Source organism: Novosphingobium sp. B 225 (assembly GCF_002198665.1).
In the GTDB taxonomy this organism is placed as follows: domain Bacteria; phylum Pseudomonadota; class Alphaproteobacteria; order Sphingomonadales; family Sphingomonadaceae; genus Novosphingobium.
The window spans coordinates 1-15094 of sequence record NZ_MWLM01000068.1 but is presented as its reverse complement, the minus strand read 5'-3'; the positions used below and the strand labels follow the sequence as shown (position 1 = coordinate 15094).

Genomic DNA, 15094 nt, shown 5'->3' with positions numbered 1-15094 from the left:
CTCTGACCAGGCCGGCGAGGGCGGCGCGGCATGCTCAGGCTCGGCCACAGGCTCTGGCTGGGTGGCGGCAGGTTCAACCGGGGGCGGCGGCACAGGGGTAGTGACTGGCGGCGGAGCGGGCGGCACTTCAATCCGCGGTCCGTCCTGAAACCAGCTGTGGCGGCACTTGGCGCAGCGCACCGTGCGCCCATCGACGCCGATGGCGCTGTCGGGCACGACATAGCGGGTGGCGCAAGCCGGGCAGGATATGATCATGGCCGCACCGTTAAGCATGTTATAGGCTGCGGCAAGGGCATCATTGGTGAACCTTGCTGCCGAGAGGCTTTTTTCCACATGGATTGGCGGCTATAGCCCCCGCCAGGCCATTCTGCCTGCCACTGGACACCACGCCCGACCATGACCAACGCCGCCGCCGGGGAAATCGTCCAGTTCGACAACGTCGGCTTGCGCTATGGCTCTGACCGCGAAGTGTTGAGCGACGTGTCCTTCACGCTTTATCCCGGCAGCTTCTATTTTCTCACCGGGGCCAGCGGCGCGGGCAAGACCAGCCTGCTCAAATTGCTTTATCTGGCCCAGCGCCCCTCGCGCGGTGCGATCCGGATGTTCGGGACCGATGCGATCACCCTCCCGCGCGAACGGCTGCCGCTGCTGCGGCGGCGATTGGGGGTGGTGTTTCAGGATTTCCGCCTGGTTTCGCACTTGTCCGCCTATGATAATGTCGCCCTGCCCTTGCGCGTGGCGGGCGTGACCGAACGCGAACTGGCCAAGCCGGTGGCCGACATGCTCGAATGGGTCGGCCTGGCTGACCGGATGCACGCCCAGCCCGCGCAGCTTTCCGGCGGGGAACAACAGCGCGTGGCGATTGCCCGGGCGGTGATCGGGCGGCCTGAAATGCTGGTTGCAGACGAACCGACCGGTAACGTCGATCCCGAAATGGCGATCAAGCTGCTGCGCCTGTTCGAAGCGATGAACCGGCTGGGGACCACGGTGGTAGTCGCCACCCACGATGTCCACTTGCTCAAGAAAGTACCCGAATCGCTGATCATGCGGCTCGACAAGGGGCGGCTGAGCGACCCCACTGGCGCGCTGCGCTATCCCCCGCGCCCCGCGCCGAGGCCGGCATGATGCGGCTGCTTCCGGCATCTTTCGCGCAGCATTGGCGCAGCCTGACCGGTCTGGGGGACAGCGAACTGATCCCGCAGGCACGCCTGTCTGGCCCAACGCCGTGGGTGATCGCGATCATGGTGGCGCTGACGGTAATCGCGGCAGCGGCAGGGCTGTCGTTTTCCAATACCGCGCGGTCGGCATCGGATGAACTGGCTGGCGGGGTGACCGTGCAGGTGATCGAAGCCAATGCCGAGCTGCGCGCGCGCCAGGCCGAAGCGGCGGCGCAGCGGCTGCGCCGGACGCCCGGAGTGGAAGAGGCTCATGTTGTCTCTGGTGATGAAGTTGAACGCCTGATCGAACCCTGGCTGGGCGCGCGGGTGGCAGGGGACGATGCCATTCCCGTACCAGCGCTGGTCGATGCCCGGCTAAGCGGAACCGTCGATGCCGAAGTGCTGGGCGCGCTGCGCCGGTCGGTGCGCGAAGTGGCCCCTTCGGCGCGGGTCGATGCGCAGTCCAGCTGGCTGCGCCCGGTGTTCGGGGCAATCGAATCGCTGCAATGGCTTTCGCTGGCGCTGGTCGGCCTGCTCGCTTTTGCGATGTCGGCGGCGGTGCTGCTGGCGGTGCGCACGGCATTGGGCACCAATCGCGATACGATCGAGATTGTTCATTTACTGGGCGGAACCGACGTGCAGATCGCGCGGATTTTCCAGCGCTCGATCGGGTTCGAGGCGGTTGGCGGCGGTGCGTTGGGGCTGGGTGTGGGCACGGTGGTCGTGCTGTTCCTGGGCCGCCGCTTTGCCGATTTGGGCGCGGGGCTGGTATCCAGCGGAGCGCTTGGCTGGCTTGACTGGATCCTGCTTGCCCTGATCCCGGTCGCCGGGGTTGGCCTGGCCATGTTGACCGCCCGGATCACCGTACTGCGCACCTTGCGCAAGATGCTATAGCTAGCCGATGCTGCGCCGCCTGCTTTCGCTGACTCTGCTGGCCTGGGCGCTGGGTTTTGCGTGGTTTGCGCTGGACTTGCCCAATCCGGCAGGTGAACAGCGCAGCGACGCCGTGGTGGTGCTGACCGGCGGAACAGGCCGGGTTGCCCGCGGCGTGGAAGTGCTGCGCAGCGGCTATGCCAAGCGGCTGTTCGTTTCGGGCGTCGACAAGGACGTCAAGCCGCACGAATTCGCGATCCAGTACAAAGTCCGTTCGGCCATGATGGCCTGTTGCGTCACGCTGGGGTTCCAGGCGGTCGATACGCGGTCCAACGGGGTTGAAACAGGGGCATGGCTGCGCGCGGAGGATGTCCGCTCGCTGCGGCTGGTGACCAATGACTGGCACATGCGCCGCGCTGTGCTGGAATTGCGCCGACACTTGCCCGCCGGGGTCGAAGTGATCAAGGATGCGGTGCCTTCGCAGCCGGGCTGGCGGACACTGTTTACCGAATATCACAAGTTTCTGGCGCGGCTGATCGCCGGGCTGTGGGGGGGCTGAACCCGTGTTGCTGCTGCGTAACCTGCTGTTCTATCCGGTGTTCTACATTGGCAGCCTGTGGCACGTGGTGGGATCGGTCGTGCTGGTCACGCTGGGATCACAGCGCCGCTTTCGCAAGATGGTGGCCGATTGGTCATGCTGGCACCGTTCATGCGCGCGCTGGATTCTGGGGATTGAGCTGCGCATCGAAGGAGTCCAGCCGGAAGGCCCGGTGCTCTATGCGATCAAGCATGAAAGCTTTTACGAAGCGATCGACGTACCGGCGATGTTTTCCAAGCCGGCGGTCTTTGCCAAGGCCGAATTGCTGCGCATTCCGCTGTGGGGCCACGCTGCAGCGCGGTTCGGCGTGATCGAAGTGCAGCGCGATCAGGGGGCCAAGGCGCTGAGGGCCATGCTGGGCGCAGCGCGGGCCTATGCGGCACAAGGTCACCAGTTGATCATTTTTCCTGAAGGAACGCGGGTGCCCCACGGCACCCATGGGCCGCTGCAGGCGGGCTTTGCCGGGCTGTACAAATTGCTGGGCTTTCCGGTGGTGGCGGTCGCACAGGATTCGGGCACGCTCTATCACCGCTGGCTTAAGCGGCCGGGCACGGTCACGCTGCGCTTTTCCGAGCCGATCCCCCCGGGACTCCCGCGGGACGAGATCGAGGCACGGGTCAGCGCGGCGATCAACGCGCTCAACCCGCTGGACCAGACTTGAGCCATCGCAAGCCTGATCCAGCGGCCAAGCGCCCGCTGATGTCGGTGCTGGGCCCGGGCTTGGTCACCGGCGCGGCAGACGATGATCCCAGCGGGATCGGCACTTACAGTCAGGTTGGCGCGCAGTTCGGGTTTGGTCTGGCCTGGACGATGTTCTTTGGCTTTCCGCTGCTGGTTTCGATCCAGGCGATTTGCGCGCGAATCGGGGCGGTGACCGGCAGGGGGATCGCCCAGAACCTGCGTCGGCACTATTCACCCGCACTGCTGCGCTCGGTTGTGGTTCTGCTGCTGGTGGCCAACGTGATCAACCTGGGCGCGGATCTGGGCGCGATGGGTGCGGCGCTGGCCTTGCTGCTGCCGGGCAATGTGCTGGCCTATACCGTAGTGTTCGGGGTGGTCAGCGTGTTGCTGGAAGTGTTCCTCAGCTATTCGCGGTATGAGCGGATACTGAAGTGGACCACGCTTTCGCTGTTTGCCTATGTCGGTGTGGTGTTTGTGGCAGACGTACCCTGGGGCGCGGCAATTTTCGACATTCTGGTGCCGCACTTCACGTTCGACAAGCCGCAGTCGATGGCCTTGGTGGCGATTTTCGGGACCACGATCAGCCCTTACCTGTTCTTCTGGCAGGCCGGGCAGGAAGTGGAGGAACAGCACCGCCGCCATATCAAGCCGCTGCACGTCAGCCCGCGCAAGGTCGCCGGGCAGGAACTGAAGCGGATCCGGACGGACACGCTGGTCGGCATGGGTTTTTCGCACCTCACCGCGCTGTTCATCATCGTTGCAACGGCTGCAACGCTCAATGCCCATGGGGTGACTGACATTACCAGTGCGGCTCAGGCTGCAGAAGCACTGCGCCCGATTGCGGGCGATCTGGCCTTTGCCCTGTTCGCGATCGGCATCATTGGCACCGGGTTGCTGGCCGTGCCGATCCTGGCCGGGAGCGCTGCCTATGCGGTCAGCGAAACCTTTGGCTGGACCGAAGGCCTGGACCGCAAACCGCGCGAGGCCAAGGCATTTTACGGCGTGATCGCGCTGGCTACGGCGGGCGGGATTGCGCTCAATTTCATCGGGATCGATCCGATGAAGGCGCTTTACTGGGCTGCCGTGGTCAATGGCCTGCTGGCCCCGCCCCTGATGGTGGTGACCATGCTGATCGCGCAGAACCGCAAGGTGATGGGCCAGCTGGTGCTGGGCCGGGGCCTGGCCTTTGGCGGCTGGCTGTCCACCGCGGTAATGTGGGTAGTGGCGGGGGTGTTTTTGCTGAGTTAACCCCGCGCTTGCGCGGCGCGGCAGATTGGTGGCACAAGCGCGCCATGGCGCTCGATTTTTCCTCGCTGGCAAAGGCTGTGGCCCGGCTTGACGAGGGCTTGGCACGTTATCAGGCGGAACTGAATGACGACCAGATCCGTGACGGGCTGATCCAGCGCTTCGAATTCACTTATGACCTGTCTCACCGGATGCTGCGGCGCGCCCTTGAGCAGGCTTCAGCCAACCCCGAGGAAGTGGACCGGATGGGCTTTCCTGACCTGATCCGCACCGCTAGTGAACAAGGCCTGGTGCAGGGGGATTGGACCGCGTGGCGCAGCTACCGCGAAATGCGCAACATCACTTCGCACAGTTATGATGAAGCCAAGGCGCTGCAGGTCGCTGCGGCCATCCCGGCGTTTCTGGCCGAGGCGAGGGCGCTGCTGCAAAATCTGGTGCGAAGCGCGGCGGCGTGACCGGTCGCTTGTTGCTCAGCGCAGCGGAACTGGCCGAAGTGCGCGCGATTCTTGCGCGCCATCTGGACCGGGATGTGCAGGTCTTCGCTTTTGGCAGCCGGGCCGGTGGCCATCCCAAGCCGTGGTCCGATCTGGACCTGGCCTTGTCCGGTCCGGACCTGATCCCGATTTCCCTGATGGCCCGGCTGGCCGAGGATTTTTCCGAATCGTCGCTTCCGTGGAAGGTCGATCTGGTTGATCTGGCCGGTGTCAGCCGTGAATTCGCTGCTATAATCGATTCCAGCAAGGTGCCGATTTAGCTGGATCCGTGATCGCTGCGGCCAAAGTCTGGCCGGGCATCGTCCTGGCCAAGTTCGATGATTGAACGGCGGATGTCGCGGGTGCGGGTGAAGTGTTCGAACAGCTTTTCGCCGTCGCCCACCCGGATCGCCTTTTGCAGCGCGGTCAGGTCTTCGGTGAAGCGTTGCAGCATGTCGAGCACCGCGTCCTTGTTGGACAGGAACACGTCGCGCCACATGGTCGGATCGCTCGCCGCGATGCGGGTGAAATCGCGGAAACCGCCGGCCGAATATTTGATCACTTCGCCCTGGGTCACTCCTTCCAGATCGTCCGCGGTGCCGACGATGGTATAGGCGATCAGGTGCGGCAAGTGGCTGGTGACGGCCAGCACCATGTCATGGTGCTGCGGGTCCATCACTTCCACTTTGGCCCCCAGCGCTTCCCAGAACGCACTGAGCGTCTGCACTTGCGCCGGATCGGCCCCCTCGGGCGGGGTGATGATGCACCAGCGCTGCTGGAACAGCGCGGCAAAGCCTGCGTCCGGTCCGCTGCGTTCGGTCCCCGCGACGGGGTGCGCAGGGATCACGGCTATGCCGGGCAGGGCCTCGGCCAGCGCCTTGGCGACGGTTTGCTTGGACGAGCCGACATCGCTGACCACCACGCCGGATTGCAACCCGGGCGCGATAGCGGCCGCGGCGGCGCTCATGGCGCCTACCGGTACGCACAGGATGACCAGATCGGCACCGGCAACGGCCTCGGCGGCGCTGTCGAACACGGTGCCCACCAGCCCGCGCTCCGCCGCGCGGGCGCGGGTGGCGGGATCGGTGTCCCAGCCGGTGGTGGTCACATCCGGCAGATACTGCTGCACCGCAAGGCCGGTCGATCCGCCCAGCAGGCCCAGCCCGATGATCGCGACCGCCTGCACGCTCACTTCGCCGCTTCCGCCAGATCGCGCAACACGCGGGCGATCTCGTCCATCTGCTCGGCCGTGCCGATAGTGATCCGCAGCGCCTGCGGCAGGCCCTGACTGGGCAGCCAGCGGACGATATAGCCCGCATTGGCCAGGCCGTTATAGGCCGTCTCGGCGCTCAGCTGACCCTCGAACAGGATCAGCACGAAGTTCGCTTCGCTGGGCAAGGGGCGCAGCCCGTGGTTGCCCAAAGCCTTGAGCGCGGCGACGAAACGGGTGCGTTCTGCCGCGTTGTGGGTGCGAGTGGCCTCGACAAAGGCCTGATCCTGCACCGCTGCCAGACCCATCGCCTGTCCGGTGTTCGATACGTTGAACGGCCCGCGAATGCGGTTGAGCGTGTCGACCAGCGGGGCCATGCCGGTCGCCCAGCCGATCCGCTCGCCCGCCATGCCATAGATCTTGGAAAAAGTCCGCGTCACCAGCACGTTGCCATAGCTCTGGGCAAGGGTGAACGCGCCGTCATCGTCGGCCGGATCGAGGTATTCGGCATAGGCCTGATCGATCACCAGCAGCACATCGCCGGGCAGCCCGGCATGCAGCCGCGCCACTTCGTCCTTGGGCAGGAAGCTGCCGGTGGGGTTGTTGGGATTGGCGATGAGCACCACGCGGGTCCGTTCGGTCACCAGCGCCAGCAGCGCATCGACATCGGTGCCGAAATCGGCGTCGGGCGCCACCACCGGCGTCGCGCCGCAGCGCCGCGCGGCGATGTCATAGACCGAGAAGCTATAGCGCGGGAACAGCACCTCGTCCCCCGGTCCGGCATAGCCTTGCACGGCGAGGTGCAGCAATTCGTCCGAACCGGTGCCCATCACCACCAGCTCCGGGTCCAACCCGTGCAGCCGGGCAATCGCCCCGCGCAGCGCCGTGCTGTCAGGATCGGGATAGCGTGAAGGCTCCACCGCCCGCGCCGCCAAAGCTGCCGGACTTGTGCCCAGCGGGTTCTCGTTGGCCGACAGCTTGATCAGCGGACGCCCGTCAGCTCCGGCGCTCTTGCCGGGAACATAGGCGTGGATCTCGGCGATCCAGCTCTTGGGGGTGGGTACCTTGGTCATCGCGCGGCGGCCTTAGCAGGCTTGTCGGCAATTGACAGCCCGCTTGCCGTCCCCCAAGCCCGGAAACAATATGTCGCAGGCCGATATCCTTACCGCCAGCCACGTGCTGGACCTGACCGCGCCGTTGCCGCTTGATGGCGGGCAGGCGCTGGATGGGGTGCGGATTGCCTATGAGACCTATGGCACGCTGAACGCGGACAAAAGCAACGCGGTGCTGATCTTCCACGCGCTGACCGGCGATCAATGTGTTGCCAGCCCGCATCCGATTACCGGCAAGCCGGGTTGGTGGATCCGCATGGTCGGGCCGGGCAAGCCGATCGATACCGACCGGGTTTTCGTGATCTGCGCCAATGTGCTGGGCGGCTGCTATGGCTCGACCGGGCCTGCAAGCACGGCGGCAGACGGGCAGCCCTATGCCATGCGGTTCCCGGTGATCACCATCCGCGACATGGTGCGCGCGCAGGTGGCCGTGCTTGATGCGCTGGGGATCGCGCAGTTGCATGCCGTGGTCGGCGGATCGATGGGCGGGATGCAGGCGCTTAGCCTGGCCGCCAATTGGCCTGAGCGCGCGCGCGCCGTGCTGGTGATCGCCAGCACCGCGCGCCATTCCGCCCAGAACATCGCCTTTCACGAGGTGGGGCGGCAAGCGATCATGGCCGATCCAAAATGGAAGGACGGCGATTACGGTGCGAGCAAGGGCCCGGAAAAGGGCCTCGCCGTGGCGCGGATGGCGGCGCACATCACTTACCTCTCCGAAGAGGGGATGCACGACAAGTTCGGGCGGAAATTGCAGGACCGGGAAAGCAAGACCTTTGGCTTCGACGCCGATTTCCAGGTCGAAAGCTACCTGCGCCATCAGGGGTTGAGCTTTACCGACCGGTTCGATGCCAACAGTTACCTCTACATCACCCGGGCGATGGATTATTTCGATCTGGCCGAGGAACACGGTGGACGGCTGGCCGATGCCTTTGCCGGCACCAAGGCACGGTTCTGTCTGGTCAGCTTCGATACTGACTGGCTCTATCCCACCGCTGAAAGCCGTACCATCGCCCACGCGCTAAGCGCGGTCGGCGCGCCGGTCAGCTTTGTCGAGCTGTCCGCGCCGTTCGGGCATGACAGCTTCCTGCTCGATGTACCGACACTTGACCGGGTGATCGCGGGGTTCCTGCAATGAGCCTGTTGCGCCCCGATCTGGCGGTAATCGCCGCCCACGTCGCGCCGGGCAGCAAAGTGCTCGATGTCGGCTGCGGCGACGGCGATCTGCTCGCCGCGCTGCGCGATGAGCGGCAGGCCGATGCGCGGGGGATGGAGCTTGATCCGATGGGCGTGGCCGAATGCGTGGCGCGCGGGCTGTCAGTGATTCAGGGCGATGCGGACCGCGATCTGGCCTTTTACCCTGATGGTGCGGTCGATTACGCGATCCTCAGCCAAACGCTGCAGACCACGCGGCGGCCGGATCTGGTGCTGGATGAATTGCTGCGGATCGGGCGCAAAGCCTTTGTCAGCTTTCCCAACTTCGCCCACTGGCGGGTGCGGGCCAGCCTGCTGTGGCATGGGCGGATGCCGGTCACCCGGTTGCTGCCAATCGCCTGGTACGAAACGCCCAATATCCACCACGTCACCGTCAGCGATTTCCGCGATCTGGTTAGCGCAAGGGGGCTGACGGTGGAGGGGGCCTGGTTCCTGTCCGGCGACAAACGCATCAGCGATGCCGCCGCCAGCTGGCGCGCGGAACATGCGGTGTTTCTGCTGTCGCGTTGAAACCAAGATCCTTCCCATTTTTGGCGAATGCCACAAATGGGAAGGTGGCAGACGCCGAAGGCGGTTGACGGAGGGGTAATGCGGCAAGGCAGAAACCCCTCCACCACCCGCTACGCGGGCGGTCCCCCTCCCCATTTGTGCTTCGCAAAAATGGGAAGGATCTTGGGTCAACAAACCTGCAGTACGGAATCCCCGCGCGCCAGTGCCCACAGGCTGAGCCCCGCCACCCGTGCGCGCTCGACCGCCATTGATGTGGGGAGCGAGACGCAGACCAGCGAAGTCGCACCGCCGCGCACGGCCTTTTCGACGATCTCGTAGCTGCACCGCGCGGTAGAAAGCACGAAGCCGGGGGAGAGCGACTGTTCGGCGCGGGCCAGGGCACCGATCAGCTTGTCCATTGCGTTGTGCCGCCCCACGTCTTCGCGGGTGTAGCCAATCGTGCCATCGGGTGCGACCCAGGCGGCGGCGTGGGCCGCGCCGGTGGCCTTGGTCAGCGGCTGATGATCGCGCAAAGCCGCCAGTGCAGCAAAGATCGCGGCGGGTTCGATGGCTTCGTGCGGCGCGACGGGAGGCAGGGCGCGCGCGACTTCGGCCAGGTTTTCGATCCCGCACAGCCCGCAGCTCGATTCCGCCACACGGGTGCGGACCCGCTCGGTCAGTTTGTCGACGCCAAGGCCGGACAGCTGGGCGCGAACGATCCAGCCCAGTTCCACTTCGGCTACCGCAATGTCGATGCAATCCTGGGCGCGGGTAGCCAGACCCTCGCTCAGCGCAAAGCCCAACGCAAAGTCTTCCAGATCCTGTGGACTGGCCATCATCACCGCATAGGAAAGCCCGTTGTATTCCAGCGCCACGGGCACTTCGGGCACCCATGCGCGCCTTATGGCGCGATGGGTGCCCTGCGGCGTTACTTCAACCGGGTCGGTCAAATCACATGCGCTTGAGGGCGCAGAGCTTGTTGCCGTCCGGATCGCGCAGATAGGCGAGATACAGGCTCATCGCACCGCCTTCGCGCACGCCCGGCGGGTCTTCGATTGCCTTGCCGCCCGCAGCCACACCAGCGGCGTGCCAGGCATCGGCCTGTTCGGGGGTGTCCATGGCAATGCCGATGGTCATGCCGTTGCCGGGGGTGGCTTCCGAACCGTCGATCGGCTTGGTCACCAGGAACAGCCCGCCATTGTGCATGTAGATCAGGCGGCCCTTGTCATCGACGATACCGGGTTTGCCGCCAATCGCGCCAAAGGTGGCGTCATAGAATTCTTTCGACCGGTCGATGTCATTGCTGCCGACCATCATGTGTGAATACATCGCTGCTCTCTCCTCTTGGATTCGGTTGCGATTCGGAACTTGTAGTGCAGCGCGCGGCGCGTCAATCTGCCATTATCCGCGCGCTGCCATTTCCGCATCGCCATCGCGCATCGGCAGCAGCAGGAACAGCACCAGCGCGGCCAGCGATCCCAATGCCATGCAGAACGAAACCAGCAGCAACTGATCGTTGCCAAAAGCTTTGAACAGGTACCCGGCGATGATCGGCGAACCGGCTGCGCCGAGCCGTCCGACCCCCAGCACAAACCCGGTTCCGGTCCCACGCGCAAAAGCCGGGAAGCCGAGCGCGAATGCGGAATAGAATCCCACGATCGCGCCATTACCAAAGAACATCGCGGCAAAGGCCGCCGCGCGCCAGGCATCCAGACTGCCATAGCCCAGGCCAAACAGGGTTACAGTGCCGATGGCGAGGGCCAGCATCGCCACAGTCGGGCCCTTGATCGACCAGCGCTTCATCAGAAAGCCCAGCAACAGTCCGCCCAGCGCGCCACCGATGTTGGCAAAGGTCAGCACACTCGCCGCCTCGGGCGGGGCATAGCCGGGGGGATAGTCGGACACGATCTTCACCGCCCATTTCAGGATGTAATAGAACGTGATGGTGTGGAACATGTAACCAAAGGCCAGCAGCAAGGTGACCGGCCGCAACCGCGGATTGGACAGAATGTCGGTCAGCTTGGGCTTGGGTGCGCCGGGTTCGATCTGCGGCAGGGCGGAGATTGGCGGCTTGCCGAACGCGGTGAGCGCGCGGTTGATCCGCGTGACCGCATCTGCGGGCCGGGTTGCAGTGAAAAAGGCCGGGGTTTCGGGAACCAGCAGAGCAACCAGCGGGATCATCGCCGCAGTAACAACCGCGCCGAACAGGAACACAGCTCGCCAGTCATAATGGGGTAGCAGCCAGGTCTGGGCGACCAGTCCGCCGATCACGCCGCCCAGCGGATAGCCGATCACATAGATCGCCATGGCGATGCTGCGTCCGGCCTTGCTGGTGCTTTCGGCAGTGACGGCGTTGGTCGCGGTCAGCATGCCGCCAATCCCCAGTCCGGTGATGAACCGCCAGATCGAAAGCTCGGTCACCCCGGCAGCAGCGTGGGCGAAATACATGCCAATTGCCATGATCACCAGGCAGGCCAGCATGGTCAGCTTGCGCCCGCGCGTGTCGGCCAGACCGCCTAGGATAACCGAGCCAAAGCCCATGCCAACCAGTTCGGCGGACAGCATCACGCCCAGAGCTTCGCGCGGAACGCCCCATTCCTTTGAGATACCCGGCGAGGCAAACGCGCTCGACAGCACGTCGAACCCATCCAGCGCATTGAGCGCGACCATCAGGCCAACCACCACGAACTGGCGCCAGTTCATCGGGTTGTCATCAAGGATCCGCTGCGGATCGCGCGCTTCGGTTTCAGTCATCGTCTGCCAGTTCCTTCTCCCCGGCCGCATCCTATTCGTGGATGCGGGCCAGCAGTTCCATCAAAGTCTTGACTTCGGCATCGCTGAACCGGCTTTTCACCCAGTTCTCATGCTCGCGGATCGCCTTTTTGGCCTCGTTCAGCACGGCCTCGCCGGCCGGCTGGAGGTACAGTGCCTGTTTGCGCCCGTCGGTCGGCGATTTTTCGCGGCGCAGGTAATGGCGCGCCTGGAGGCGGTTGACGATGGTCATGGTCGTCGCGCGGTCCATCCGCAGTTTCTGCCCCAGATCGATCTGCGAGATGCCGGGGTGATCGGCCACCAGCCACATCACCGACACCTGCTTCTGGGTCAGTTCCAGTTCGACGAAAGTCTCGGTGAAATGGCGATAGCAGGCACCGTGGGCCAGACGGATGTGGAACCCAACGATATCGTTGATTTCGCCCAGGTAGGCGTCATCATCATGCTCGACGGTGGTTACCGCGTCCAAATCCAGATCCCTCACCCGCATAGCACTTGCCTATTCGTTAGTATTGCATACAATCTCATCGAAAGAGAGGATGCAATGGCCCATTTCCCGGATACCCCCAGCTTTACCGGTTTCAACACGCCTTCGCGGATCGAAGCGGACATCGCCGATCTTGTCCATCAGGGGGAAATCCCGCGCGAACTCAATGGCGCCTTCTACCGTGTCCAGCCCGATCCGCAATTCCCCCCCCGGTTGGGTGACGATATCGCCTTTAACGGCGACGGGATGATCACCCGCTTTCATTTCCACGAAGGCCAGTGCGATTTCCGCCAGCGCTGGGCCAAGACGGACAAGTGGAAGCTGGAAAACGAAGCGGGCAAGGCGCTGTTCGGGGCCTATCGCAATCCGCTGACCGATGATGAAAGCGTGAAGGGCCGCTACCGCTCTACCGCCAACACCAATGCCTGGATCCACGGCGGCAAGCTCTATGCGCTGAAGGAAGACAGCCCGGCGCTGGTGATGGATGCGGGCAGCATGGAAACCGATGGCTTCACCGATTTCGCCAGCAAGGCCGGGATCAAGATGACTGGGCAGACCTTTACCGCGCACCCCAAGATCGATCCCAAAACCGGCAACATGATCGGTTTCGGCTATGCCTCCAGCGGGCTCTGCACTGACGATTGCACGTTCTATGAAATCACGCCTGAGGGCGAGCTGGTGCACGAAATCTGGTTCAAGGTGCCCTATTACTGCATGATGCACGATTTCGGGATCACCGAGGATTACGCGGTGTTCAACGTGATGCCCTCGATCGGATCGTGGGACCGGCTGGAAAAGGGCCTGCCGCACTTCGGATTCGATACGTCGATGCCGGTGTACCTGGGCGTGCTGCCCCGCCACAAGGGCGCGACCGGGGATGACATCCGCTGGTTCAAGACCGGCAACAGCTTCAACAGCCATGTGATGAATGCCTTTCAGGACGGCAGCAAGGTTCACTTCGACATCCCGGTGGCGAAGAACAACATGTTCCCGTTCTTCCCGGACGTGAACGGCGCGCCGTTCAACGGGATGGAGGCGATGAGCTATCTCACCCGCTGGACGGTCGACATGGCGAGCAATTCGGACGCTTTCGAAAGCGAAGTCCAGTTGACCCAGACGGCGGGCGAATTCCCCCGGATCGATGACCGCTTCACCGGCAAGCCCTATCGCTATGGCTGGATGCTGGAAATGGACATGAAGCGCCCGGTTGAGCTGAAAGGCGGCAGCGCGGGCGGGCTGTTGATGAATTGCCTGTGCCTGATCGATCACCAGACCAAGACCGAACAGCACTGGTGGTGCGGGCCGGTTTCCAGCCTGCAGGAACCCTGCTTCATCCCGCGCAGTGCGGACGCGCCAGAGGGCGATGGCTGGATCGTGCAGGTCTGCAACCGGCTGGAAGAACACCGCAGCGACCTCTTGCTGTTCGATGCGCTCGACATCGAGAAAGGCCCGATCGCGACGATCCAGGTGCCGATCCGCCTGCGGTTCGGCCTCCACGGCAATTTCGCCAGCGCTGAGCAGATTGGTCTGGCGGCGTGATCAAGCCCGAACTCGAATTCGTCTATGAAGCTAGCGGCGATCTCGGCGCGCCCGTGCCGATCGGGGAGACGCCCGATGGCACCCGGCGGATCATCCCGATCTTTTCGGGCGGGCGCGTGGAAGGCCCGCTGATCCAGGGCAAGCTGATGGGCAATGCCGCCGATTGGCAGCTGACTCGCAGCGACGGCGTGACCGTGGCCGATGCGATCTATGCGCTGGAAACCGATGACGGGGTGATCATCCAGATCCGCAACAAAGGCCTGCGCCACGGCCCGCCCGAAGTAATGGCGCGGCTGGCCGCGGGGGAAGAGGTTGACCCGGCGCTCTACTATTTCCGCACCGTACCCGAATTCATCGCGCCCACCGGCAAGTATGACTGGATGAACAAATCGATCTTCGTGTGCAGCGGGGCGCGCTATGCGGCCGGGATCAAGCTGTGGGTGTGGCGCGTGACCTGAGCGTTAACCTGTTCGAGAGCGGGGTGGTCTAAGCCCGCTCTGGTCAGGAGACACTTTCATGAAGTTCGTATCACTCAAGTCGCGCGGCGGGGATTACCTCGTCGTCACCTCGAACATCGCCTGGCTCCGCACCGATGAAAACGACCAGACCAAGGTTGGCATCGTCGGCAGCAACCCGCTGCTGGTTTCGGGTTCGATCGACGAAGTGGCGGCGGCGATTCTGGCGGGTTAATCGATCATCAGTTCAACCAGCGTCGGACCCTTGCTCGCAAAGCTCCACGCCAAGGCCGCGTCCAGATCCTCCACCCGGTCCACCCGCCGCGCCGTGACGCCCATGCTTTGCGCGAGGCCGACAAAGTCGATCCCGCCGATCTCGGTGCCGGGCAGCGCGTTCATCTGGAACACTTTGGCAAAGTGATCGAGCGCGGCGTAGCGGCCGTTGTTGAGGATCAGGAAGCTGATCTCGGCGCCCTGATCGGCAGCGCTCCACAGGCCCTGCACGGTGTACATCGCCGAACCATCGCCCAGCAGCGCCAGTACCTTGCGCCCGCCCGCCGCCCGCGCCGCGCCAACCGCAGCGGGCAGGCCATAGCCGAGCCCGCCGCTGGCGCAGGTCAGGAACCCGCCCTGGCAGGTGACGGGCAAGTGATCGTGCATTGGCGTGCGCGCGGTCGGGGCTTCTTCGACCAGAATGGTGTTCGCCGGGCGCAGGGCGGCAATGCGCGACAGGACGTGGTTCACTTCCATCGCGGCGGGCGGAGCGGCTTTGCGCGGGTAAGGCGCGGGGG

General features: G+C 64.2%; 20 protein-coding genes. 12 read left to right on the top strand and 8 right to left on the bottom strand.

From position 1 onward, the window contains the following. On the bottom strand, positions 1-255 hold a 255-nt coding region (locus tag MNBBLIKP_RS15020; RefSeq protein WP_176399794.1), incomplete at its 3' end, for a zinc-ribbon domain-containing protein. A gap of 141 nt (positions 256-396) precedes the next feature. Here MNBBLIKP_RS15020 and ftsE point away from each other — a divergent pair. The 7 genes from ftsE to MNBBLIKP_RS14985 are packed head-to-tail and all read left to right on the top strand — an operon-like array spanning position 397 to position 5308. After that, on the top strand, positions 397-1125 hold the full coding sequence (gene ftsE / locus MNBBLIKP_RS15015) for a cell division ATP-binding protein FtsE (protein WP_088311080.1): 729 nt from the start codon (positions 397-399) through the stop codon (positions 1123-1125). Then, entirely contained in the window at positions 1122-2051 is a 930-nt protein-coding gene (locus MNBBLIKP_RS15010) for a cell division protein FtsX (RefSeq protein ID WP_254913076.1), read from the top strand. Before ftsE ends, MNBBLIKP_RS15010 begins: the two co-directional genes overlap by 4 nt. Positions 2052-2058: 7 nt before the next feature. Further along, a complete protein-coding gene (locus tag MNBBLIKP_RS15005) occupies positions 2059-2589 on the top strand; it encodes a YdcF family protein (RefSeq protein WP_088311079.1) in 531 nt (176 codons plus the stop codon). Between the two features lie 4 nt (positions 2590-2593). Beyond that, positions 2594-3289, top strand: coding sequence for a lysophospholipid acyltransferase family protein (locus MNBBLIKP_RS15000; protein WP_088311078.1), 696 nt, complete (start codon positions 2594-2596; stop codon positions 3287-3289). Continuing rightward, positions 3286-4557 (top strand): NRAMP family divalent metal transporter, encoded by a 1272-nt coding sequence (locus MNBBLIKP_RS14995; RefSeq protein ID WP_369678920.1) that lies wholly within the window; start codon positions 3286-3288, stop codon positions 4555-4557. The genes MNBBLIKP_RS15000 and MNBBLIKP_RS14995 overlap by 4 nt, the downstream gene beginning before the upstream one ends. Before the next feature lie 44 nt (positions 4558-4601). Further along, positions 4602-5009: a nucleotidyltransferase substrate binding protein gene (locus MNBBLIKP_RS14990; RefSeq protein ID WP_088311076.1), complete on the top strand. Its 408-nt coding sequence runs from the start codon at positions 4602-4604 to the stop codon at positions 5007-5009. Beyond that, positions 5006-5308, top strand: a complete 303-nt coding sequence (locus tag MNBBLIKP_RS14985; protein ID WP_088311075.1) for a nucleotidyltransferase family protein — start codon at positions 5006-5008, stop codon at positions 5306-5308. Before MNBBLIKP_RS14990 ends, MNBBLIKP_RS14985 begins: the two co-directional genes overlap by 4 nt. Here the strand turns inward: MNBBLIKP_RS14985 and MNBBLIKP_RS14980 are convergent. Further along, positions 5305-6219: a prephenate/arogenate dehydrogenase family protein gene (locus MNBBLIKP_RS14980; protein WP_088311074.1), complete on the bottom strand. Its 915-nt coding sequence runs from the start codon at positions 6217-6219 to the stop codon at positions 5305-5307. The genes MNBBLIKP_RS14985 and MNBBLIKP_RS14980 overlap by 4 nt on opposite strands. Next, positions 6216-7310 carry a histidinol-phosphate transaminase gene (gene hisC / locus MNBBLIKP_RS14975; protein WP_140420625.1) on the bottom strand — a complete coding sequence of 365 codons (1095 nt, stop codon included), beginning with the start codon at positions 7308-7310 and terminating at the stop codon, positions 6216-6218. Before hisC ends, MNBBLIKP_RS14980 begins: the two co-directional genes overlap by 4 nt. Before the next feature lie 70 nt (positions 7311-7380). Here hisC and metX point away from each other — a divergent pair, with 70 nt between their 5' ends. Continuing rightward, complete coding sequence (gene metX, locus MNBBLIKP_RS14970) at positions 7381-8484, top strand: homoserine O-acetyltransferase MetX (RefSeq protein WP_088311073.1); 1104 nt, start codon at positions 7381-7383, stop codon at positions 8482-8484. Then, entirely contained in the window at positions 8481-9071 is a 591-nt protein-coding gene (gene metW / locus MNBBLIKP_RS14965; protein ID WP_088311072.1) for a methionine biosynthesis protein MetW, read from the top strand. Before metX ends, metW begins: the two co-directional genes overlap by 4 nt. A 167-nt stretch (positions 9072-9238) precedes the next feature. Here metW and fdhD read toward each other — a convergent pair whose 3' ends face one another. The 4 genes from fdhD to MNBBLIKP_RS14945 all read right to left on the bottom strand — a co-directional run bounded on the left by fdhD (position 9239) and on the right by MNBBLIKP_RS14945 (position 12291). After that, entirely contained in the window at positions 9239-9940 is a 702-nt protein-coding gene (fdhD, locus tag MNBBLIKP_RS14960; protein ID WP_254913074.1) for a formate dehydrogenase accessory sulfurtransferase FdhD, read from the bottom strand. Between the two features lie 61 nt (positions 9941-10001). Next, positions 10002-10379, bottom strand: a complete 378-nt coding sequence (locus MNBBLIKP_RS14955) for a VOC family protein (RefSeq protein ID WP_088311070.1) — start codon at positions 10377-10379, stop codon at positions 10002-10004. Between the two features lie 72 nt (positions 10380-10451). Continuing rightward, positions 10452-11804, bottom strand: a complete 1353-nt coding sequence (locus MNBBLIKP_RS14950) for an MFS transporter (protein ID WP_176399793.1) — start codon at positions 11802-11804, stop codon at positions 10452-10454. Between the two features lie 31 nt (positions 11805-11835). Then, a complete protein-coding gene (locus MNBBLIKP_RS14945; RefSeq protein WP_254913073.1) occupies positions 11836-12291 on the bottom strand; it encodes a MarR family winged helix-turn-helix transcriptional regulator in 456 nt (151 codons plus the stop codon). 75 nt (positions 12292-12366) lie between these two features. On the opposite strand from MNBBLIKP_RS14945, the gene MNBBLIKP_RS14940 reads away from it, so the two are divergent. Genes MNBBLIKP_RS14940 through MNBBLIKP_RS18110 form a run of 3 tightly spaced genes read left to right on the top strand, consistent with a single transcriptional unit; the run spans position 12367 to position 14538 of the window. Beyond that, positions 12367-13848, top strand: a complete 1482-nt coding sequence (locus MNBBLIKP_RS14940; protein ID WP_088311068.1) for a carotenoid oxygenase family protein — start codon at positions 12367-12369, stop codon at positions 13846-13848. Continuing rightward, positions 13845-14306 (top strand): DUF3237 domain-containing protein, encoded by a 462-nt coding sequence (locus MNBBLIKP_RS14935; protein WP_088311067.1) that lies wholly within the window; start codon positions 13845-13847, stop codon positions 14304-14306. The genes MNBBLIKP_RS14940 and MNBBLIKP_RS14935 overlap by 4 nt, the downstream gene beginning before the upstream one ends. A 58-nt stretch (positions 14307-14364) precedes the next feature. Continuing rightward, complete coding sequence (locus MNBBLIKP_RS18110) at positions 14365-14538, top strand: hypothetical protein (RefSeq protein WP_176399792.1); 174 nt, start codon at positions 14365-14367, stop codon at positions 14536-14538. Here MNBBLIKP_RS18110 and MNBBLIKP_RS14930 read toward each other — a convergent pair. Next, positions 14535-15094, bottom strand: a 560-nt coding sequence (locus MNBBLIKP_RS14930; protein ID WP_254913072.1) for a thiamine pyrophosphate-dependent enzyme, incomplete at its 5' end; no start/stop codon positions are given. The two genes, MNBBLIKP_RS18110 and MNBBLIKP_RS14930, sit on opposite strands and share 4 nt — an antisense overlap.